The sequence below is a fragment of the Caldicellulosiruptoraceae bacterium PP1 genome, assembly GCA_041320695.1.
In the GTDB taxonomy this organism is placed as follows: domain Bacteria; phylum Bacillota; class Thermoanaerobacteria; order Caldicellulosiruptorales; family Caldicellulosiruptoraceae; genus JBGGOQ01.
In genome coordinates, this window is sequence record JBGGOQ010000006.1 from 43,780 (window position 1) to 68,157 (window position 24,378).

10 protein-coding genes are annotated in these 24,378 nt (G+C 33.1%); 9 read left to right on the plus strand and 1 reads right to left on the minus strand.

The genetic code is table 11. The annotated features are described in order from the left end of the window. Positions 1–22 precede the first annotated feature (22 nt). The 8 genes from ACAG39_08895 to ACAG39_08930 all read left to right on the plus strand — a co-directional run bounded on the left by ACAG39_08895 (position 23) and on the right by ACAG39_08930 (position 20,963). Entirely contained in the window at positions 23–997 is a 975-nt protein-coding gene (locus ACAG39_08895) for an ABC transporter permease (protein ID MEZ0537353.1), read from the plus strand. Between the two features lie 15 nt (positions 998–1,012). Continuing rightward, positions 1,013–1,921, plus strand: coding sequence for a carbohydrate ABC transporter permease (locus ACAG39_08900; protein ID MEZ0537354.1), 909 nt, complete (start codon positions 1,013–1,015; stop codon positions 1,919–1,921). An 85-nt stretch (positions 1,922–2,006) separates the two neighbouring features. Beyond that, complete coding sequence (locus ACAG39_08905) at positions 2,007–3,560, plus strand: ABC transporter substrate-binding protein (protein ID MEZ0537355.1); 1,554 nt, start codon at positions 2,007–2,009, stop codon at positions 3,558–3,560. Between the two features lie 226 nt (positions 3,561–3,786). Continuing rightward, the gene (locus ACAG39_08910) at positions 3,787–5,082 is read left to right on the plus strand and encodes an ABC transporter substrate-binding protein (protein MEZ0537356.1); all 1,296 of its coding nucleotides are present in this window, start codon (positions 3,787–3,789) and stop codon (positions 5,080–5,082) included. Positions 5,083–5,164: 82 nt separating this feature from the next. After that, positions 5,165–6,067, plus strand: a complete 903-nt coding sequence (locus ACAG39_08915; protein MEZ0537357.1) for a carbohydrate ABC transporter permease — start codon at positions 5,165–5,167, stop codon at positions 6,065–6,067. Continuing rightward, complete coding sequence (locus tag ACAG39_08920; protein ID MEZ0537358.1) at positions 6,064–6,882, plus strand: carbohydrate ABC transporter permease; 819 nt, start codon at positions 6,064–6,066, stop codon at positions 6,880–6,882. The genes ACAG39_08915 and ACAG39_08920 overlap by 4 nt, the downstream gene beginning before the upstream one ends. A 346-nt stretch (positions 6,883–7,228) precedes the next feature. Continuing rightward, positions 7,229–13,399: a family 43 glycosylhydrolase gene (locus tag ACAG39_08925; protein ID MEZ0537359.1), complete on the plus strand. Its 6,171-nt coding sequence runs from the start codon at positions 7,229–7,231 to the stop codon at positions 13,397–13,399. 994 nt (positions 13,400–14,393) lie between these two features. After that, positions 14,394–20,963, plus strand: coding sequence for a LamG-like jellyroll fold domain-containing protein (locus ACAG39_08930; protein MEZ0537360.1), 6,570 nt, complete (start codon positions 14,394–14,396; stop codon positions 20,961–20,963). A gap of 1,845 nt (positions 20,964–22,808) precedes the next feature. Here the strand turns inward: ACAG39_08930 and ACAG39_08935 are convergent. Next, the gene (locus tag ACAG39_08935) at positions 22,809–23,321 is read right to left on the minus strand and encodes a transposase (GenBank protein MEZ0537361.1); all 513 of its coding nucleotides are present in this window, start codon (positions 23,319–23,321) and stop codon (positions 22,809–22,811) included. A gap of 110 nt (positions 23,322–23,431) precedes the next feature. On the opposite strand from ACAG39_08935, the gene ACAG39_08940 reads away from it, so the two are divergent. After that, positions 23,432–24,376, plus strand: coding sequence for an ABC transporter permease (locus ACAG39_08940; protein ID MEZ0537362.1), 945 nt, complete (start codon positions 23,432–23,434; stop codon positions 24,374–24,376). Positions 24,377–24,378 lie beyond the last annotated feature (2 nt).

The window sequence follows — 24,378 nt, forward strand, 5'->3', positions numbered from 1 at the left end:
AATATGAGGGGATATGATTATAATGAAAATGGTTTCTAATTTATCTGTTTCTAATTCATCAATGGTAAATTATAAAAAACCAAAAAATAAGTTCTCTACTTTGAAAAATAATAAAACTTTATTACTTATGTGTTTACCTGCTATAATTTTCTTTTTTGTTTTTTCATATATTCCTATGCCAGGTTTGTATATTGCCTTTGTGGATTATCGTTATGATCTGGGAATATTTAAAAGTCCTTTTGTTGGTTTAAGTAATTTTAAATTCTTAATAATGTCAGGAGATTTACTTAGGCTAACAAGAAACACAATACTTTATAATTTGGTTTTTATAATATTTGGCAGTTTATTTCAGATTTTAGTAGCTATACTACTTAATGAAATTAATGCTAAACGCTTCAGAAAGGTTACCCAAACAATAATGATATTTCCAAACTTTATATCCTATGTTCTTGTTGGATTATTAGCATATAACTTTTTAAATTTTGATTATGGTGTTATAAATAATATCCTTAAGTCATTAAAAATTACACCTATAAATTTTTATTCTACTCCAAGTTTATGGCCATTTATTATTGTTATAACTAATATATGGAAAGGTGCTGGATATGGTTCAGTTATTTACTTTGCTACTATAACCAATATAGATACCGAAATTATTGAAGCAGCATTAATAGATGGTGCAAATACTTTGCAGAAAATCAGGTATGTCATTTTACCACTTTTGAAACCAACTTTCGTAATATTACTTTTATTTTCATTGGGTGGCATATTAAGAGGAGATTTTGGTTTGTTTTATAATCTGGTTGGGTCTAATAATTCTTTGCTATTTGAAAATACTGATATAATCGAAACATTTGTATTTAGGTCTCTTATGAACAATTTTAATTTTTCTCTTGGCAGTGCAGTGAGTTTTTATCAATCAATTTTGGGTTTCTTTATTGTTACATTTGCCAATTGGCTTGTAAAGAGAATTGAACCAGAATATGCATTATTTTAAAAGGAGGAGTGTTATATGGAATATACTGAGAAAAACAAAACTCCTCAAGATTTGCCAGGTACTATAATTAAAATTGTGGCATATATTTTTATAACTTTATTTGCTCTTGCTTGTCTTATTCCATTTATAATTGTTATATCAACTTCTTTTACATCAGAGAGTTCAATTATGAAGTATGGCTATCAAATTTGGCCTAAACAGTTTACGGTATTTGCTTATAAATTGATTTCAGCAGATCCACAATATTTGATTGGTTCTTATATGGTAACAATTTTAAATACGGTAGTGGGAACTATATTAGGATTATTTTTGATTGCAATGACTGGATATGTGCTTCAAAGACCTGATTTTCCTTATAGGAATAAAATATCATTTTATATATATTTTACCACTTTATTTTCTGGTGGTCTTGTTCCATACTATCTTTTGGTTACACAAATTCTTCATTTAAAGGATAATTACTTAGCTATATTATTGCCATTATTAATGAGTCCATGGCTTATCATACTTATGAAAAACTTTATGAAATCTATTCCTCATTCAATAACAGAATCAGCTAAAATAGATGGTGCGGGTGACTTTACTATATTTATAAGGTTAATATTACCAATGGCAAAACCTGCACTTGCCACAGTAGGGTTATTTCTTGCATTGGGTTATTGGAATGAATGGTATAATGCTATGTTGTTTTTATCAAGTTCGGTAAAATATATTCCTCTTCAATTATTTCTCTATAATGTTATTACAAAAGCAGATTTTATAAGAAATTCAGCCGCATCTGCTAATGTTCCATTACAAGATATTCCGCTTGAATCAATGAAGATGGCAACAGCAGTAGTAGCAACAGGTCCTATAATCTTGGTTTATCCATTTGTGCAAAAATATTTTATAAAAGGTATTACAGTGGGAGCTGTAAAAGGTTAACTCGGAATAAAGTTGTTACTCCAAATATGGAGTAATAACTTTATAATAAAAAAATAAAAAATCTTATCAAAAGGAGGTTTTTATTATGAAACGTGCGGCGAGGGTTGTTGCGGTTGTATGTATTATTGCTTTAATAGCTGGGATTGTAATGTCAACATCTCCTAGCAAGGCAGCTTCTAATGTTCCTAAGAATTTTGTAAAAGTAACTTATCTTATGTTGGGAGATCCACCAACCAATGGTCAACTTGAAAAAGTATCTGCAGAATGGAATAAAATTTTAAAGAAAAAAGTTAATGCAAATTTAGAGCTTAAGTTTACTGGTTGGGCTGATTGGTATACCAAATACAACATGATGTTGGCATCCGGCGAAGCCTTAGATTTGATAACAAGTGCTGACGACTGGCTTGATTTGTGGCCAAATGCTGCAAGAGGTGCTTTTTTACCATTAGATAATTTATTACCCAAGTATGCACCTATAACATGGAAGAGTGTTCCACAATCTCATTGGAAACTTTCTAAGTATAATGGCAAGATTATAACTATACCTGAAGATCAATATACACAATATGTAAATCATGGGTTCTTTTATAGAGGAGATTGGGCAAAAGAGTTTGGAATTAAATTGCCAATAAAAGATTTTGAAACATTTGAAAAATATCTTGATGGAATAAAGAAAAATAAGCCCGGTGTAATCCCATGGGATGCAGCAGTTTCTATAGGTCAAGAAATATGGGGTGGTTGGGTTGAGTCATATACTGATGCAGTAGGGCTTCCTTTTGCAACAGGATACCATGCAATATTTTGGGGTAAATCATGGAAAGATAGATATACTATTTATTCCCCAATTTTTGACAAAACTTTTGTTGAATATGCAAAAACAATGAAGAGATGGTCTGATAAGGGTTATTTTAGGTCAGACGTATTAACATATAAAGGAGATACAAGAGCTGAATTACAGGAAGGTAAAACAGGAGCCGATGAGCATCATACAGCGACTTATCTTGGGCTTAGACCATCAATGGATAAAAAGCAGCCAGGATCAGATCTTCAATTCTTTGCTTGGTGTGATACAAGAGGAAATCTCTTAAAAACCTCAATATTACATGGTGCAACTTCAGTGGGAAGAAACAGCAAGAATCCGGAAAGAGCACTTATGGTATACGATTTGATTAGAAATGATCAACAAATATATAGGTTAGTGAACTACGGTATTGAGGGAGTTCAGTATGTGCTTAAAAAGAAAAATGGTGTTCTTGTAAGAGCAACTCCTCCTAAATATGATGACAATAAAGATGGATTTTGGTCAAACTTCTGGGGTGGAAGAAATGATAAATTAGAAATTCCAGGGGAAAATACTCCACTTGATATCAAGAATGAAATATACAACAGATACGCTAAGATTGCAAAAGATTATCCTTATACAGGTTTTACATTTGACCCGAAACCTATTCAAGCAGAATTAGCAGCACTTTCTAATGTTACTAATACTTATGGACCTGCAATTAGTTTTGGAAAAGTGAAAGACCCTGTAAAAGCTGTAGAAGATTATAGGAAGAAATTAAAAGCAGCAGGTTATGATAAAGCTTTAAAAGAAATTAAAAGACAGCTTTTACAATTTAAAAAACAAATGGGTGATTAATAATTTTATTGTAAAAGATCAAATAAATAATTGCGTATTATTAGAGTAGAGGAAAGGTTTTCTTAAGAAAAAAGTCATTAGATAAGCTCCTTGATGAAAAAATCAGCATTTAATTAACTAAAGATAATAATGCCAAAGTAAGTGTGAAACTATAAGTATGTTTAACAAGTCTATAAAAGATAAATTATCACAAAATAAAAAATAAATAAAAAGGAGGAGTTACAAGATGAAAAAAGCAGTTCGGACTATAATTATTGGATTGGTTATTTTGTCGCTTGTGTTAGTAGGTGAAATATATAATGCAACTAGTGTAAAAGCAGCTACAAAAGAAGGAAAAATAACTATCTGGGCATGGGATCCAAATTTTAATATTGCAATTATGAATGAAGCAAGTAGCCGATATAAAAAGATGAATCCAAAGGTAAAAATTGATGTAGTTAGTATGGCAAAAGCAGATGTTGAACAAAAGCTCAACACTGTTCTTGCTTCGGGAATGAAAACAGGACTACCAGAAATTGTTTTGATTGAAGATTATAATGCACAAAAATATCTTGCTTCTTATCCAGGTTCATTTGCAGTTTTGAATAACCACTTTAATTATAAGGATTTTGCACAATATAAAGTTAATTTAATGACTCTTAATGGTAAAATATATGGAATTCCATTTGATTCAGGAGTTGCTGGTTGGTTTTATAGAACTGATTACTTCCAGAAAGCTGGTTATAAGGCAAATAATTTGATAAATATTACATGGGATAAATTTATTGAAATAGGTAAAACAATAAAACAAAAAACTGGCAAGTATATGATTGGTTTTGATCCATATGATGGTGGTTTGATAAGAATAATGCTACAATCTGCTGGAAAATGGTATTTTGATAAAAATGGTAAAGTTGACATTGCAAATAACCCAGTTTTGAAAGATGCTTTAAATGTCTATAAAAAATTGGTGGATTCAGGAATTGCAAAAAAGGTCAACGGATGGAACCAATGGGTAGCATCCTTTAATAATGGAGATGCTGCATCGGTTGTATCCGGTGTATGGATTATGGGTTCAATTAAAGCAGAAAAAAAACAAAGTGGTAAATGGTCAGTTGCACCTATTCCAAGACTAAATATAAAAGGTTCAGTTAATGCATCAAATTTAGGTGGTTCAAGCTGGTACGTATTGCAAAATTCAAAATATAAGGATTTAGCTATAGATTTTATGAAACAAATATATGCAAAAGATATAGATTTTTATCAGAAGATTTTAATTGAAAGAGGAGCTGTAGGGACATATGTGCCAGCTCAGAAAGGTAAAGCATATACAGCAAGTGATCCATTCTTTGGTGGACAAAAGATTTTTGTACATTTTTCTAATTGGATGAAAAATATACCAACTGTTAATTATGGCTTATATACTTATGAAGCTGATAGTGCAATAATGGCAGTAATGCCAGATGTTTATTCTGGTAAATTAACGGTTGATGCAGCAGTGAAAAAAATAGAACAACAATTTAAGAACAAAGTTGGACAGTAATTGCAAAATTGAGGGAGGGGTAATGCCTGTAAATCAGGCAATACTTCTCCTAACCTTTAAAGAATGGGGGCTTAACATAAATATGAAAAAGATATCATATGAGAGATATCTGAATTTGTGGGGTTGGTTTTTTATATTATTTGCAGTTGTAGGATTTAGTTTATTTCTTTTTTATCCTATAGCATATTCATTGTATCTTTCTACATTTGGTACTAAAGGTGTTATTCAGGAATTTGTAGGTATAGGTAATTACATAAGATTAATAAAAGATAATACATTTATTCTTTCGTTAAAAAATATACTAGTTATTTTGGTTATACAAGTTCCAATAATGTTAATTTTAGCTTTGATTTTAGCAGTTATACTTAATGATAAAAGAATAAAATTTAGGGGTATTTTCAGAACTGCAATTTTTCTACCAGCCGTTACTTCATTGGTAGCTTATACAGTGTTATTTAAGATGATGTTTAGTCCAGATGGTTTAATAAATCAAGCATTATTATCATTACATTTGATAAAAGAGCCCATACCATGGCTTATGGATCCATTTTGGGCGAAGGTGACGCTTATAATTGCTTTGACATGGAGATGGATGGGTTATAATATGATGTTTTATTTATCAGGCTTACAAAATATTTCTTATGAAATATATGAAGCAGCAGACATTGATGGAGCAAATAAAGTTGTACAATTTTTTAAAATAACTATTCCGTTGCTTAAACCTATTATAGTTTTCACATCTATAATGTCTACGATTGGGACACTTCAATTATTTGATGAGCCTATAAACTTAGCGGCAGGTGTTGTTACTGGTTCAAGTGTAGGACCTGGAGATTCATTGTTAACACCTTCTGTTTATATATATAACATTTGTTTCAAATACATGCCAAACTTTGGATATGCTGCAGCAGCTTCTTATGTTATAGTGATAATAGTAGCAATATTGTCATTTATTCAGCTAAAATTGGCAGGTGATAAAGAATGAAGAAGATCAGAATAATAAAATACTCTGTTGGTTACATTTTTCTTATCATAATGTCTGTTGTTTCAATATTTCCATTTTTCTGGATGATAGTTGATATGACTAACAAATCGGTTGATATAAACAAAGGTAAACTTATCTTTGGTAATGCATTGACTGAAAATTTGAATAATCTTTTTAACAATTATGAAGTTGGTAGAATTATATTTAATTCATTTAAAATTTCATTAATTGTAGTAATAGGATCTCTAATAATATCATCCATGGCAGCTTATGGGTTTGAGTTCTATCCTTCAAAAAATCGAGAAAAAGTATATTCAGTTTTATTGGCAACTATGATGATACCATTTGCTGCTTTGATAGTTCCACTTTTTAGGTTAATGGTAACATTCAATCTTTTGGATTCACATTGGGGTGTTATATTACCAATGTTGTCTTCAGTGTTTTTAATCTTTTTCTTTAGACAAAGTTTTAAGTTATATCCAAAAGAGATTATTATGGCAGGCAGAGTTGACGGAGCAAGTGAACTAAGAATTTTTACTTCGATAGTTTTTCCTTCGATGAAGTCAACCTATGCAGCAGCTGCTATATATTCTTTTATGACGAGTTGGAATTCATATTTATGGCCTCTAATTGTATTACAGAGTGATGAAAAAAAGATTATGACATTGCTAGTTTCAACTCTTGCATCGGGGTATAATCCGGACTTAGGGGTCATTATGACTACCGTTGTTATTGCAACATTACCTATGATAATAGTGTTCTTTAGTTTACAGAAATATTTTGTACAAAGCATACTTGGCTCTGTAAAACAGTAAGATAAAAGAATTTAAAAATAGTATTTTTGACTAATTATATAATAAAAATGTGTTTTAATCAAAAAGAAGATGATGTAAAGATGAAAGTAATAACATAGGCAAGAAAATGGATAGAAATTTTTTAATTTACAGTATTACAGTATAATATTAATCAATTCTGATGTATGAAATATCTACTTAAAATGGAATTAGAATTTTTAATTAATAAGAAAAATTTTATTGGTTATAACAAAATGTTTAAATTCAAAAAATTTTAAGTTAACTGCAAATTTGATAATTGAATAATTTCAAAAAAATAAAATTTAAATGTGCATTGTAAGTATTAAAAAGCCTTTTGAAAATATTAATGAAAAAAGCTACCAAAAGCGATATTGAAATTAGTAGAGAAAGGGGCATTGAAGAAAAAATGAAAAAAATGAAGAAATTTTTATCATGGTTATTATTGTTGACATGTTTAATATCTTTTAACTTTACTTCGGTGATATCTGTTTCAGCAAATACGACATTTTCCAATAGCACAGATGAGGCGGTTAAAAATACAAATGACACTTTAAGTGTTTATAACAGTATTTATAGCGATGTTTATAACAATGTCTATAATCTCCAAGACATTGATGAGCAACTTGCTTCACACGATTATGTATTTTACTATGTTGACTGCGGTGATCAAACACCATCCACGCCTGACCCAGGTGATAAAATGGGTCTATATCAAAGTGTAACAGATAAAGCATATGGTATAGATACAACAGGATATAGTTGGGGATATGGTCCAGATACAGAAGCTGATGGTTCTACAACAGATAAATATTCTTCAGTTAGGTTTTATTGGGGGAGTAACCATGATGCAAATACTTCTGTCAGCTATAGATTTCAACTACCGATAGCAGGATATTATTTTGTTACTGTAGCAACAAAAAATCCATGGGGTACAAGAGATACAAATATATACCTTGAAGGAGATAATATGTCGGGTGATTATTCAATTCCACAAAATACTAAGGTAGAGGTTACTTATAGAGTATATGTAGATGACGGTGAGTTGAATGTGGATATAAAAGGACCATCTACAGGTCCTTGGCATCAGTGGAATGATCCTATGGTTGGATTCATTTTGATAGAAGGTGTAATCCCAATGTCATATTTGCAATCACAGATATCAGCTTTGAGCACAGAAATAAACAGAAAAAAGGAAGACGGTTCTAATTATTATACAGTTCTCAGTATAAATAAGGCAAATGAAGCTATATCAGAAGCTCAAGAGTTTGTTAATAGTTTTAATCCACAAATTGATAACATAGCTTCAGAAAATATCCAATTGGGAATTAGAGAAAAACTGAATAAACTAAAAGCTGCAACTGCTAATCTTGTTCCAGATATACTCAATACAGTTTTTAGACCTGGCCAGATAATGAGAGATACAAATGGTGCTGTTATTGATGCACATGGCGGTTATATTATGTATGATAAAATTACAAATAAGTATTATTGGTATGGTGAATATCATGTTGGAAAGTGGCCTTCTTCTGGAGTAAGATGCTACTCATCTACAGATTTATTAAACTGGAAAGATGAAGGCATGGCATTGACTATGATTGAATCAATGGATCAGTTTGAAAATGATCCTCTTATTTCCGAACTTTATAAAGGCAGGACGGATAAGGATAACATTTTTGATGATATCAGAGTTGGTAGAATTATCGAAAGACCGAGAGTAATATATAATGATACAACTAAGAAATATGTTATGTGGATGCATGTTGAAGGCAGTACAAATCCAGATGGCACGCTTAATCAATCATATGCAAAAGCTGAGGCAGGTTGTGCTGTGAGTGATTCACCAATTGGTCCTTTTGAATATCTGCATAGTTTTAGAATGGATCAATGTCCACCGGATCAGACTGATTATCATCCCGAAAGTAAAGGTTATGCACGTGATTTGACTTTATTCAAAGATGATGATGGTTCTGCCTACCTAATTTATTCCAGTGAAGAAAACTATACCTTATATATTTCAAAACTTACTCCTGATTATACAGATATTACGGGCTGGCATAAAGATGGCAGAGTGGATGAGAATGGTAAACCTATTCGTGATTCATCTTATAAAGCTGTTTATGGTGTGGATTATGTAAGGATATTCCCAGGTGAACACCGTGAAGCTCCTGCAATGTTCAAATATGACGGGAAATACTATTTATTAACCTCAGGTGCAACAGGTTGGGCTCCAAATGAAAACAAATATTCTGTTGCAGATAATATCTTTGGGCCGTGGTCTACAATGGTTAATCCTTTTGTCAAAACAAGAGATACCGATCCTGATCCAATGAAATCATTTAATACGCAAACAACTTGTGTTATTCCTGTAGATCCTGCAAAAGGAAAATTTATATATGTTGGCGATATGTGGAATGGTGGGGATTTCTCAAATGACGGGGCAAAATATGTCTTTTTGCCTATTGAGTTTGGTCAGGGTTCAGATATGATCATAAGATGGTATGATAGTTGGGAGCCGAGCATATTGGATTCAATGGCCAAGGTAAATATTGTAACTAAGTTTCCAGAGGCTGTTGCTCTTGGAACTTTACCGAATTTACCTGAAACCATAAAAGTTTTAGATAAAGAAGGTAATATTAAATCAACTTCTGCAATATGGACAATAAACTCACATGCACCTTCAGTTGATGATTTTTCAATCCCAGGACAAGTTACTTTGGAATTAAAACTTCCGGAGTATAATAACAAAGTTGTTTATATCAAAATGTATGTAATACCTGATAAAACAATATATTTTATAAATTGCGGTGGGTATGTGACAAGCGATTATAATCTTCTTACATCGTATATGCAGAATACTCTCATAAATAAAGGCGTGGCTGATCAAGCATACAATCCGGAAGATCAATCTCCTTGGGGATATATACAAGATATTGCTCTTCCTGCAGGCTCAGAAAGTGGGGATATTTGGACAACAGTCAGATATCTCAACGCTGGGAATGTTTCTAATTCTCCTAAAGGTACGGACCTTTCTTATCAGTTTACCTTGGAGAATGGTTCGTATGATGTATATATAGGATTTAACGATCCATGGACAAATCTCTCCAGAAAAGCAAACTTATTTATAAATGAAGAACTAAAGGGTCCGATTACATTTACACCGCGCAATGTTCAAGTATGTAAAGGTGTTACAATAACCAACAATACCCTTAATATTACTGTAAGAAATACTGCAGCACAGGACCCATTGATTAGCTGGATTATGATAGTTGATAATAATCTGGTTCCATCTTCTGAATCTAAAATGGGACTTACTGGTAGTTCACCATCACCAACCATGGTAAATTTGAGCTGGTATAAGATTCTCGGTGCAACTGGATATACACTTTATAGATCAGACACTGAAAATGGAATGTATGAACCTATTTACAGCGGCAATGCAGGAATATTTACTGATACTAATTTACAACCAAATAGGACATATTATTACAAGGTTAGCTATACCAGCGATGCAGGAGTGGAATCACTCTTATCAGCAGCAATAAGCGTAACAACCAAAAGTGATGTTCCAACATCATTGATGGCATATCCTGTAAAGACAGCACAGGAAAATGAAGTCACATGTGCAATTATCAAATGGGACCCAATTGTTGGAGCTTCTCAATATATTTTGTATAGATCAACCAGTTCAGATGGGACTTATTCAGAGATATACAGAGGTTATGCTATTAATTACATGGATACAGGATTGAGACCAGGAGTAACATATTATTATAAAGTAAAAGCTGTAACCAGTGCAGGTGAGTCGGGATATTCCACAGCAGTAAGTGTGAAAATTCCTGTAATCGGCAATGATGCTGTTATTGTTATAAATGGAGAAGCAGGGGCTAATGATGTAACTAAATTAAAATTAACAACAATTAAAGTCGGAGATAAATACTATCGCTACGATTATAATAGTGTAGATGGTAAGTTTGTGTCTTTGATATGTAGTTCATCAACAGACTTGATAAATTGGACAAAAGAAAAGGATGTTCTCACAGCATCATCACATAATGATCTGCAAAGTTGTAAGCTTGAGTCAATTAATATCTTATACAATGAAAAAACAAAAAGATATGTAATGTGGGCACATTATGAAAATGCTGAGGATTATAGCCTGGGGAGAGTGTTAGTAGCGGTTTCTCAGTCTGATTCTCCTTCTTCAGAGTTTACAGTGGTCGGTCAAGGAAGTTTCAGACCTCTTGAAAATGACTCAAGAGATATTTCTATATTTAAAGATGATGATGGTTCGGCGTATTTAATATCAGCTACAAATACAAACGCAGACTTGGCAATTTATAAACTTACAGATGATTATTTAGGTATAGAAAAACTGGTTAGTAAGCCTTATAAGGGGCTATATAGGGAAGCACCTGGAATGGTGAAAAAAGATGGAGTTTATTACTTATTTACTTCTGCCGCTGCGGGTTGGTATCCGAGCCAGGCAATGTATTCCACTGCGACTTCTTTGGAAGGTCCATGGTCTGAGCCAAAACCTATAGGAAACTCTTCAACTTTCTCAGGACAGAGTAATGCCATTATTAAATTTACTGGGACTGAAGCAACATCATATTTTGCTGTTATATACAGATGGCTGAGGGGAGATTCGTTATGGCTTCCAGTAATCTTTGATGGAACAAATGCTTATTATGACTATTGTGATTCATTTTTGCTTGATGAAAACACCGGACAGTCAGTGCCAATTACAAATGGTGTATTATTATCTGAAGGCAAGCCGGCAAGAGCATCAAAATCTGCTGCCGGATATGGTCCCGAAAAAGCAAACGACGGAGATTATTTAACAGCTTGGCAGTCAGAGAGAAACTATGACTGGCCGCAGTGGTGGGAAGTTGACTTGGGGGCAGTTTATGATCTTACCAACGTTCAGATTTCTTGGTGGATATTGAAAGGTTCTGAAGGCTATTATAAATATACTATTCAGACCAAAAAGGATGTGAATGACACTTATACTACTGTCCTTGATCGAACATACAATCAGTTCTATGGATTTACATGTGATAATATAAATTGCCAAGCAAGATATGTTAGAATAAATCTGATAGACGCGGTTATTCAAAATAACCCAAACAATAATTGGTATACTCCCCAGTTGATGGAAGTCAAGATATTTGGCTATCCTATAGAAACAGAAAATGTTACGGCTAAAGATGTAGCTGATAAGATAACAGCTATATCAGCACCTGCAAAAGGTTCACTAAGATTAACCTTGCCCACAGTGCCAGAAGGATTCAGTATAGCAATAAAATCATCGGATAATCCTACTGTAATAGGAACTGATGGAGTTATAAATCCTCCAAGTACAGATACGATTGTACATCTTATACTTGAAGTAACAAGAATATCAGACGGCTCGAAAGCAACTACGGCAAACATCGCTGTATTAGTTCCTGGAAAGACAACAGGAACAACATATACTGGAGGAAGTGGTTCAAGCAGCACCCCAATAACAAATAATAATGAAAACAAAAATGAAAATAGAGATGATAAAAAACAGCAACAGGAAACACAACAAACTCAGCAACCAAAAAGTGAACAAAAAGGCTTTGTTACTGCAGAAATTAATCCTTATACAAAAAATACCATTGAAGTAGATAAGAACATTAAAATTGAGGTTCCAGTGGGCTCCATCCAAGGGTTTGCACCACAATTGAATGTAGAAAAAGTAGAAAAATTTGATCAAGATGTTGGTGTTGGAACTCTTGTGACACAACCTATAAAAGTGTCAGTTTCTAAAGGAAGCATAGTTGGGAATGTTCAATTAAATGTAAAAGTTGAGCCTCAAACTATAAAAGAGGGGCAGATTGCGATTAGCTTTATTTATGATCAACAAAGAGGAAAGTGGTTACCTGTTGCAACAAAGCAAGGGACTGATAATGTTGTTATTACAATAAACAAAGTTGGTAGTGTTGTTATTGTTGCAGCAAACCTTGAAGATGTATTCAAGGATGTAAAGAAAGAAAATTGGTCATATGATACATTTAAAAAAGCTCTTTCAAATGGTCTTGTTACAGGCTATGAAGATATGACACTAAGACCGGATAAGAAAGTTTCACTTGCTGAGGCAGCAGTAATTGCTCAAAGAGCATTTGAAATTACATCGAAACAACAAAGAACACTCACAAATGTTCCAAACTGGGCAAATGAAGCTATTAAAGCTTTATTAGACAATAATGTTATAGAAAAAATTGACAATGTTAATGCACCGCTTACAAGACTTGAAGCATGCGAAATGATAATAAAATTACTTGAACAAAAAGGGATAAATATAGAATCTACTAAAGCTCCATTTAATGATATAACCAATTTATCTTCTGATGAAGCAAATTATATTACTAAGGCATATGGTCTTGGAATTGTTAAGGGTTATACAGATAATACGTTTAGACCAGAAAAAGTTGTTACACGAGCAGAACTTATTGCATTATTTATGAGGGCAATTGAAACATTGCAAAAATAAAACTGAATAAGCCAAAAAACTCTGTTACATTTGACTTAGGCTCTATAATAAAAATTGGCGTAGTCAGAGAGGGCCTGAAAATATTAAGAGCACTTATTCTGAATACCTGCAATAATATAAACTGTTTAACACATAAGAAAACAAAAGAAAGGTGGCATCCAGAATAAGTGCTCAATTTTAAACTTTTTGAAATAGTATTGATATTTGGATTTGATGAAGTTCTGCATTAAATACTTTGATTAAATGGAAAATAGAAAGTTATTAATAACTAATAAAAATTATATAGAGATTTTGTATGATTTGTAATATTGACACAAAACTTTATGAGCAGTATATTAAAATTGAAATGGGTTGCAATAATAAATTTTATTATAAATCTTATAAAATCAGCAAAAAAGATGTAACAATTTATGAAATGTTATTTAAACGTTGAGAAAAATTCATGGCTAAATTTAACAGAGAAAAATAGATAAATAGGATGGTGAATTAAATTGTGAAGTAAAATATAAATTTATCATTTGACAAAAATTGAAGCAAATAAAGGGCAGGAATTACCAATAAAAAAAGCACTTATTCTGAGTGCATTATATTATAATATTAAATCCTAAGATCGTAAAAAGTGATAGCATTCAGAACAAGTGCAGAATAGAAAAATAAATTAATAAAAGGACAATAAATGTTTATTATCCATAAAAATTACCCCACTTTATCTTATTATAAAAAAGTAGTTTTGTCAAATTCCAATAGTCTTCTTATAGGCAGCAAAATGTTGTTACAAAGCTTTGGTTAAAGGTGTTAAATTAAAGGTTTTAACAATGATTAACCTTTAATTTTAACGTATTTAAAAAATATTAAAGAGAAAGGGGATGATGTGAAAATGAAAGTAATGACATAGGTAAAAAAGTGAAGAGCAGTTTGGATGTACAGTATTTTAGGATAATTTTGCTCAATTCTAATGTAAGAAATAACTACTTTAAAAGAGAGGGGATTTGTAGTGTATAAGAAAAGATTTTTATCGTTTTTGACCTTGGTGATATTTTTTATATCTCAAATAGCTCCAATATTTGGCGAAAGGATAATAGTTCAAGCAGGAGCAACATCCATTCCAAACAGCAATCTTTTGATGAAGTACGATTTCAATGAAACCAGTGGACAAATTGCACGTGACTCTTCTGGTCATGGTTTTGACGGCATTCTTAACTCGGGTGCAACTTGGAGTGTGGGTAAAAATTTTGGTGGAGTTGCACTAAATGGAACAAGCAGCTATATCACAATTCCAAATGGTGTTTTAAAAGATGTGCATGACATTACCATCTCTTTAAATGTCAAAATAATTCCCGGGCATTATTGGTTAATTACACTGGGGAAGAATACAAGCAATCTTGTTGGAATTGAATCACAAAGTAGCGGATTAAATGCAATGTATATATATAATGGGACTCAATATAAAATTCCTGTCACTGCAGATTTGAGCCAGTGGACAAATTTAACATGGGTGGTATCCACAACTACAAGGACGGCAAATATATATGTAAATGGTGTACTGAAAGGTACCCTAACTATAACCGGCGATATCAGTGCATTATATGATTCCGCAATGACATATGGTGGGTATATAGGCAGATCCTATTGGAGTGATCCATATGTAAACGGCACAATTGATGATGTCAGAATTTATAACTGTGCACTTACTGATGAGCAAATACAAGCAATTGCGAACATGACTACTACAGGTGGAGTAATAGACGTTAATATAAACACAGGCATTGGAACTGCTCCTATAATGCCTAAGTATGTGTATGTGCCCTGCTCAGATGGCAGCACTCAGGAACTTGGAGTTACATGGGAACCAATTGATCCGTCAAAATATAACCAAGCTGGAACATTTGAGGTAAATGGAACAACAACCTATGGTAATTTGCCTGCAAAAGCATATGTTAAGGTATTGCCCCAAATATTGAATGTTGTTTCAAAAACAGAAAATTCAATTACATTGCAATGGGACCAACAGCAAGATGCAGTTGAATACCACGTATATCGTTCAGCTACATTGGGAAGAGATTATACTTTAGTTTACAGTGGTCCTGATACAACATTTACTGATACCGGATTGCAGACTTATACTACCTACTATTACTACATGAACTATACAACCAATGAAGGGATTTCTCCTGATTATCCCAATCTTGCAGTGAAAACCAAAGGCCCCATAGTTGGACCACCGGCCAAGATATATCAACAAAAAAATTTGTTCGATGGTGGTAATATTAAGCTTACTTGGGATATGGTGCAATATGCAGACAGTTATAAGATTTATCGAGCAAACAGTGAAGATGGAGAATATAAATTGATAGGCACAACTACCGAAACTTCCTATACAGACAGTAAAATAAGTCAGGGATCAACTTATTATTATAAAATATCCTGTGTAAATGATGAAGGTGAAGGGCCTCTGTCATCAGCGTTCAGGGCCGATACGCCAACCGCATTATTGAAATATGATTTCAATGAAACTGATGGGAACATTGTGTATGATTCATCAGGCCATGGCTTTGATGGCATCCAAAATGGTGGTGGACGTTGGACAGAGGGTAAAAACTTTGGCGGAATGGATCTTGGAGCTACAGGCTATATAACAATTCCCAATGGTGTTTTAAAAGATGTGCACAATATTACAATCTCATTTAATGTTAATATAACTGATAATTCAGACCATGCTTGGTTAATTGGACTTGGCTCCGGAACCGGTAGTTTTGTTGGTGTTGAGGCAAATACTGGTTCACTTGGTGCTATGTATAGTTACGGTGGAACCGACTACAGAGTGTGGACTAGTGCTCTGCCGGAAGGCAAATGGACGAATATAACATTTGTAGTATCTACAACTGAAGGCTGGGCAAAGCTTTATGTAGACGGTGCCTTAGTAGGTACCAATAATAGTATAAAAGGTGATATCAGTAAATTTTACAATCCTTCAAACACATTTGGCGGGTATATAGGACTATCCTTCTGGAGCGGCGACCCATATGTAAACGGCTTAATTGATGATGTAAAAGTTTATGATTGGGCACTTGCTGATAATGAAGTCAGTGCAATTATAAATCCAACTGTTACAGTTGGAGTAACAGACGTTATTGTAAAAACACCTCCTGGAGTTGCTCCAGTGATGCCTAAGTATGTATATGTCCCATGTTCAGACGGCAGCACACAAGCACTTGAAGTTACCTGGGATCAAATCGAACCTTCAAAATACAGCCAGACTGGGTTATTTGATGTAAATGGAACAACCACCTATGGCAACCTGCCGGCGAAAGCACACGTTTATGTATTGCCATTGCCAACATTGAAGCTTGTTTCCAAGACTGAGAATTCTATTACTTTGCAGTGGGATGCACAACCGGGTGCTTCCGAATATCATGTGTATCGCTCGACTACATCAGACAAAGGTTATTCGGAGGTTTACAGTGGTAGTGGTACAAGCTTTACTGATAGCGGATTGCAGACATATAAGACTTATTATTACTATTTGAACTATACAACCACTGATGGAATTTCTCCTAATTCTCCAGAGCTTTTAGTTAAAACTGCTGTTAATAAAGTTGGACCACCTACAAATATTGCTCAAAGCAAATATCTACAACCATATTGCGTAGAGCTTACGTGGGATATGGTGCAATATGCTGACAGTTACAATATTTATCGTGCTGATAGTGAAAATGGAGAGTATAAATTGATAGCAAACACAACATCAGCCTTATATAAAGATAAAAGCGTAAATCAAGGCTCAACATACTATTATAAAATATCCTGTGTTAATGATGCGGGCGAAGGTCCTCTGTCGTCAGCACTAATAGCACAAACATCAGTCGATAATGTACCACCTACAGTGCTTTCGGCTACCTATGTTACAGATTCGTCAGTATCATTAAATTGGCAACCAAAGCAAGGTGCCAAGGTCTATAACCTTTACAGAAGCATGACCTCAGGAAGCGGATATTCTTTGGTATATAGCGGAACTGATACAGGCTATACAGATAAGAATCTTATTACCGGTAAAACATACTATTATGTAGTGACCTATACAACTGATCTTGGAACATCTATATATTCAAATGAGGTACAGGTAACCACAAATGTTACAGTTGTTCCGCCTCCATCAGCATTAAAGGTTGTGGCAAGCTATGTTCAGGCAGTAAAAATCAGTTGGAATATGGTACCAGGAGCAGACAGCTATATAATTTATCGTTCAGATTCTATTGATGGCAATTATACAAAGATTGCAACCACAAATAGCAATGTATATAAAGATATTGGATTAGACCCCGCAAAGTCCTATTATTATAAAATATCATCTGTCAACAGTGCCGGAGAAAGTTCGCTATCAAAGGCTCTTGCAGCAGCGACAGCTTCACCAGCCAGCTTGATTCGCAGTAATGAAACTGTTCAATATGATACGTACGGAGAACCCATTCCAATGGGTGGCGAAGGCTATCTGAAAGTGGGCGACACATATTATATGTATACAGGAGTTTCAAGTGAATATGCCTCATCGGGCAGCCTCGGGGCTTACTCGTCGAAGGATTTAATTAACTGGAAGTTTGAGCATGTTGTATTTTCTACAAATACAGTTGACGAGAATGGCAAGCATCCACCCGAGCTTTTAGCTGGCTACAAGGCAGAAAGGGTAAAAGTGTGCTATGATGATAAAATAAAGAAGTATGTCATGGTCTTTCATTATGAAAATGCAGTAGATTATACCTTGGGTAAGATTGGCGTAGCAATGTGCGACACACCAACTGGTGATTTTACATTCATTGCATGCTACAGACCCGCTGGTCTTGATTCAAGGGATATGACATTATTCAAAGATGTTGATGGTACCATCTATCTTATTTCATCAACATTAACTAATTCAAAACTGACTTTGTTTAAATTTTCATCCGATTATAAACAAGCTATTCAGGTTTATAATATTTATGGCGGTCCAAACGAAGATGACAGATATATAGGAAGAGAAGCACCGGCTATTGTTAAAAAAGATGGTATTTATTATCTCATTACTTCAGAATGTCAAGGCTGGTTCCCAAGCCAGGCAATGTATTCCTTCGCAAAAGCTGAAACTCTTGCAGAAACAACAGAAAAGTCGTGGCAGGGTGAAAGAAAGCTTGCATCATGGGATGATGGTGGCGGAGGACTTGGTTATTTACTTGGTAATAAAGTATTCTTCAATTCGCAACCGACTTACATTATAACAGTAACAGGGACACATGGCAGCTCATACATTTTAGCAGGTGCTCGTTTAAAGAGTCCGGATTATATGGGTGGTTCAATCTGGTTCCCTCTGCATCTTGATGATGGGAAAGCATGGATTGATTATTCGTCAGAGGTTTATGTTAATGTTAAAACAGGCGAAGTTGACAATGTTTACCCAGGCCAACTGCTTTCACAAGGTAAACCAGCATGGGCATCATCTGTTGGTACTACTGATGGTGATGGAAATGTCAATCCAAATGGCTGGACAGCAAACTATGCAAATGATGGCGATTACGCAACATCGTGGACATCTACCGGAGCCAATTATCCGGCTTGGTGGGCAGTTGATTTAGGCCAGCAATGCTATATCAATCAAGTCCAGTTAAGCTGGTGGATAATTGGTGGTTCTGAGGCAGCCGAGGAATATAAAATCTGGGTGAGCGACGACGGAATCGATTATAAACTTGCACTCGATAGAACTTCCCCACCGTGGTGGTTTTTTGGCTTCAATGTGGACCATTTATCAAATGTGACCGGGCGTTTTGTCAAGATAGAAATAATCAGATCTCACCCACAAAACAGATGGGACAACAACTGGTATACTCCTCAATTTAGAGAAGTAAAGATTTATGGTAATCCTATACCAGCATCTGCTACAGTTTCAACGCCTGATAGCAATGGCAGTTACTCATATCAGATTCCTGATTATGTAGTTAATTTGAATGTACCGGTTAATGGCTATTATGAACTAATGTTAGGTGATATTACTATATACATGCCAATGTTAACCATACTAAATAATATAAGCAATGGTGCTCTTAAAGTTTCAAGGGATGTAACAGCTGCTACCACGCTGTCGCAAATAAATTCCGTCATTGGATCCGATACTCAGGTTATAGGTGCGTTCGACTTGAATCTGAGGAATGTAAATGGAACAAATATACATGAATTGGGAGCAGATGCCGCTATAACGGTGCATCTTACACAAGATCAGATATCAAAGCTCTCAAAGCAGGGAACACCAAAATTATACCGTTATGATTCTGATAGAAAAGCGTTGGTGGATACAAATGCAGAAATTAATCTTGCAAATGGCACTGTAACATTTAAAACAACACATTTTAGTACATTTGTAATTGCTATGACTTCAATAACAACTGGAACAGGTTCAAGTGGCGGTTCTGGTTCAAGTGGTGGTTCTGGTTCAAGTGGCGGTTCTGGTTCAAGTAGCGGTTCTAGTTCAAGTGGTGGTTCTGGCACAAGCACTGTTTCCGGCAGTGGTTCAGGCCAAAGTGGTCAAAATCAAAGTACACAGACAACAGAAACAACCCAGACAACACCAACAACACCTTCAAAACCATCAATGCCAGAAGGTGCAAAAACAATTTCAACAGACAAAGATACCAATGTGGTATCAACTAATATTGAAGTTAACATTCCGAAGAATGCAGTTATGGGTGATAATCCATATTTGGTCGTAAAACCAGCTGAGGTAGATAATAAGATAATTGGTAAGAATAAAAATGTTGTCGATGCATATGAGATCAGTATAAATGGAACACTAAAGGGAAGCATTGGCCTAAAGATTAGCGTGGATAACAAGAAGGTAGAAGAAGATGAGATTGTAGAGATATACTTAGTTGATAATAACAACAATGTAAAGAAAGTTAATGCAAAAGTTGACCTTAATAAAGATATAGTCCAAACAAACATTCAAGACGGATATGCAAAGGTAGTATTGGCAACAACAAAGGTAAGTGAAGTATTCAAAGATATTGGAAACAGCTGGGCACAAAAGGAAATAGCAAAGACTGTTAATATGGGAATAGTAACGGGCTATCAAGATGGGACATTTAGGCCAAAGAACAGTATAACAAGGGCAGAAACAGTAGTGATGATCGCACGAGCACTTGAGCTAAAGGCGTCAGGGCAAGATATGAAGTTTGCAGATGAAAAGAATATACCCAGTTGGGCAAAAGAAGCAGTTGCAGCATGTAATGAGAATGGAATAATAAATGGATCAACCAAAGATGGAGAAGTAGTATTTAATCCAGAAAAAGCAATAACAAGGCTTGAATTAGCATTGATTGCAGCAAGGGTTATAAAACAGAAATTAGCTAATGTTGATACAAGTGAGATAAATTTTGCTGATAAAAATACAATACCCACATGGGCACAAGAGGAACTTGGCGTAGCATTGCAATATGGTATTATAAAAGGTTACACCGACAATACCTTTAGGGCAAATAATTCAATTACAAGAGAAGAGGCTGTAACAATATTGTCACGGCTAATACAAGTAATAAATAGATAAATAATTTTAATAAAATTGTACCATAAATTGTGCAATAAAGAGGCTGTTTAAAATAATAAAAATTAAATAATATAGAATAAATAACACTTTTATTTGGTAGTATATTGTGTAGCAGCACATGTTAAAAAAGGATATTATTATGGGTGATGGTAAGAACACTGCATCGCTCAAAAAGACAACGAGAGTTGAAATTGCTGCAATACTCAATAGTGTTTATAAGAAATGATTTAGTATTAATATTTATGGGATTGCTCTTTTGGTCAGTTCGGAAACTGTGAGAAGGAGTGTGTAAACACAAAACCTTCTCACAGTTTTTTATTTCCACAATATTTCACAAACCCGAACAAGTTGGAAATAAAAAAGGTTAAAAAAACACTTCAGGTGCAATCAAATTAAACAATGGTACTTATGCAAAATAAATAAGCCATAAAAAATCAATATATAAAGAACATAATTGTCCTAAATAGTTGATATTGCTTTATTTATGATATCATTTACCTGGCAAAAACACTTAAATCTTTGTCTGGTTGTGTTATTATCATTTACTATAACTTAAAAACTTATGTAAGGAATTTTCTTTTCAGCAAATATCATACATAGATTAAAACTATAGTTATGACTAATTTTTCATCTCTTTTTTAATTTGTTTAATTTAATTATATTTGTTCACATTACTCAAAAAAAAAATAGTTGACAAATAAAAATTGTATAGTATAATAAAATTGAAATGGGTTGCAAAAAATAAATATTTGTTAAAAATATGCAATAGTAATTTAAACAAGCCTAAATAATTTCTTAAAAGCATATTTTGAATGTTTGAAATACAGTAAATAGTACTTATGAAGAAATAACAACTACATATAGCATAACAGACTTTTATTACTTCTTAGCAACTGTTAATCAAAATTATTCAGTTATTGGAAAAAACTTATATATGATTTGATACTAAAATAAGAGAGCAAATACAAAAAAGTTGTGATTAAGACTGAAATTAGTGTAAGAGATTCTTGTAGTTAAAAAAACAAAATATTTTTAATGTAAAAATAAAACACAAGTATACCCTTGATTGCATTGGTTGAAATCATAAGCAAGAAATGTATTAAACAGATACTTCTATTACTGGTCCATGGTCAGCTTTACAATCTAATGGTAATGCTTCAATTTACAATTCTCAATTTGCTTTTATAAATACCACAAAATGTGACAGATAGACAACATATATACTTTGGCGGGATGAGTGGATTCTTTCAAAGCTGGTTGACTATAAATATATATGATTTCGGTTAGAACTAAATATGGGTAGTGCAAAAATAGAATATTAAGAATATTTAGTATTAATCCCAAAATAGGTGAGGTTATTTCTACTACTGATAGACTTCTATCTTAAGTGAAAACTGCTTGGGCTTCTGATGTAGTTATAGCTTCTCAAGCATCATATGCTTTTGATGTGATTATACTACAGTATGGAGAACAAATGATGACAAATCATCTCATATTTTGTGACAAGATGCGTAAAAATTAAAATAGAAACAGCTGTCTTTCATAGTAATTCCAATATATTATACTCTACGTTTATAGAGGATTAAAGTTTATGTAACCATATCTTCTAAACTTTAAAAAAGAAATGATTTTATAATCGGTTTAAAGCTAAATCATAGGCAAAATTGACTATAGAATTAAAAGACGAGAAAGGTGAGGATTTCTTAACTCCTGAAGATGTATTAATTTATTTAATTAGCATATGAACTTTTTATAAAACAGCTATAAAAAATTTAAAACATTTAATTTCGAGTGTTTTAAATTAAAGTTACAATATTAACTAAAAAATTATATCGTTAACTTAATTTATTCATAGTCGATTGCAAAATAGGTGGTGAGCAAAGGGAAAAAATAGGAATATAAAAAAAACAGAGAGAGAATTATAGTAGAAAGAGTTAAAAAAGAAAAAACAAAAAAATTAAAAAAAGAAGTAAATAAAAAAAGACAAAAAAATATTATCCTTATAAAAAAGATAATTTTTAAAGGGACAAAAGTAAGTAATATAAGAACGAATGCAGAAAATAAAGAAAAAATCAAGCAATCAATTTTATTAAATTTTTTAGAATCAAAGTTCTTATATTTATTTTTAAGGGCATTTGAAAGAATAAATAAAAGCAAATAAGAGATAGAAGAAAATAACAAATCCGAAAATAAAGAAATATGATCATAAGAAGTAAGATTATCAAAGCCCATAGAAGATTTAAAATAAGAAATAGTTTGTTCAATTGTAACTCTTTTTTTGTAGAGATTAGCAAATTTATTAGAATTTCTATTTTTACCTGGATAAGAACGTAGATTATCGATATAAGTATAAAACATTCTACCTGATTTTGAAGGAATGCAAGGAGCAAAGCAAGAACAGTTCCATTTACCATTTTTAAAAAAGAAGATTTAATGCAAGTCCACTTAATACGAGGGGGTATGGCCTGATGAAAAAAGAATTTTCTATAAACAAGAAATATAAAAAAAGAAGAAAAGGTTTTATAGATCAAATTCAATTACAAACAATGATTTTGATAGGCCTTTTGTGCCTTATAGTATTTAGCTACTTTCCAATGTATGGTATAATAATCGCATTCAAAGATTATCGAGTGGGTATTACTGGTATTTTGGATGCTCCATGGGTGGGATTTGAGAACTTTAAAGAATTTTTAGAAGATGAAATGTTTTGGCATGCATTAAAGAATACTTTGGGAATAAACTTATTAGGTTTACTCATTGGTTTCCCGGCTCCAATATTATTTGCCTTATTGTTAAATGAATTATCAAATGACATGTTTAAGAGAGTTGTTCAAACTATATCTTATTTACCTCATTTTATTTCATGGGTTGTGTATGGGGGATTAGTAATAACAATACTATCTCCTGAAACAGGAATTGTAAATTTCATATTACTCAAATTAGGAATAATTAAAGAAGCTATTATGTTTATGGGTGAACATAGATATTTTTGGTGGATAGCAGTTTTTTCAGGATTGTTAAAAGAGTTGGGATGGTCTGCAATAATATACTTAGCTGCAATTGCAGGAATTGATCCCGAATTATATGAGGCAGCAACTATTGATGGGGCAAATAGATTTCAAAAAATGAGATATATTACTGTTCCATGTATATCAGGAACAATAGTATTATTGCTTGTATTGGCTGTAAGTGGAATGTTAGGCTCAGGGTTTGATCAAATATGGATGCTTCAAAATCCGTTAAATGTTGAGTCAAGTGAAGTACTTGATACATACATGTATAAAATTGGTATTGGACAAATGAGGTTTTCTTATGCGACAGCTTTTGGTTTAACAAGATCAGTTTTAGCAATTATTCTTCTTTTAATTGCTAATGGAATAGCCAAAAAAATAACAGGTAAGGCCTTTATCTAACA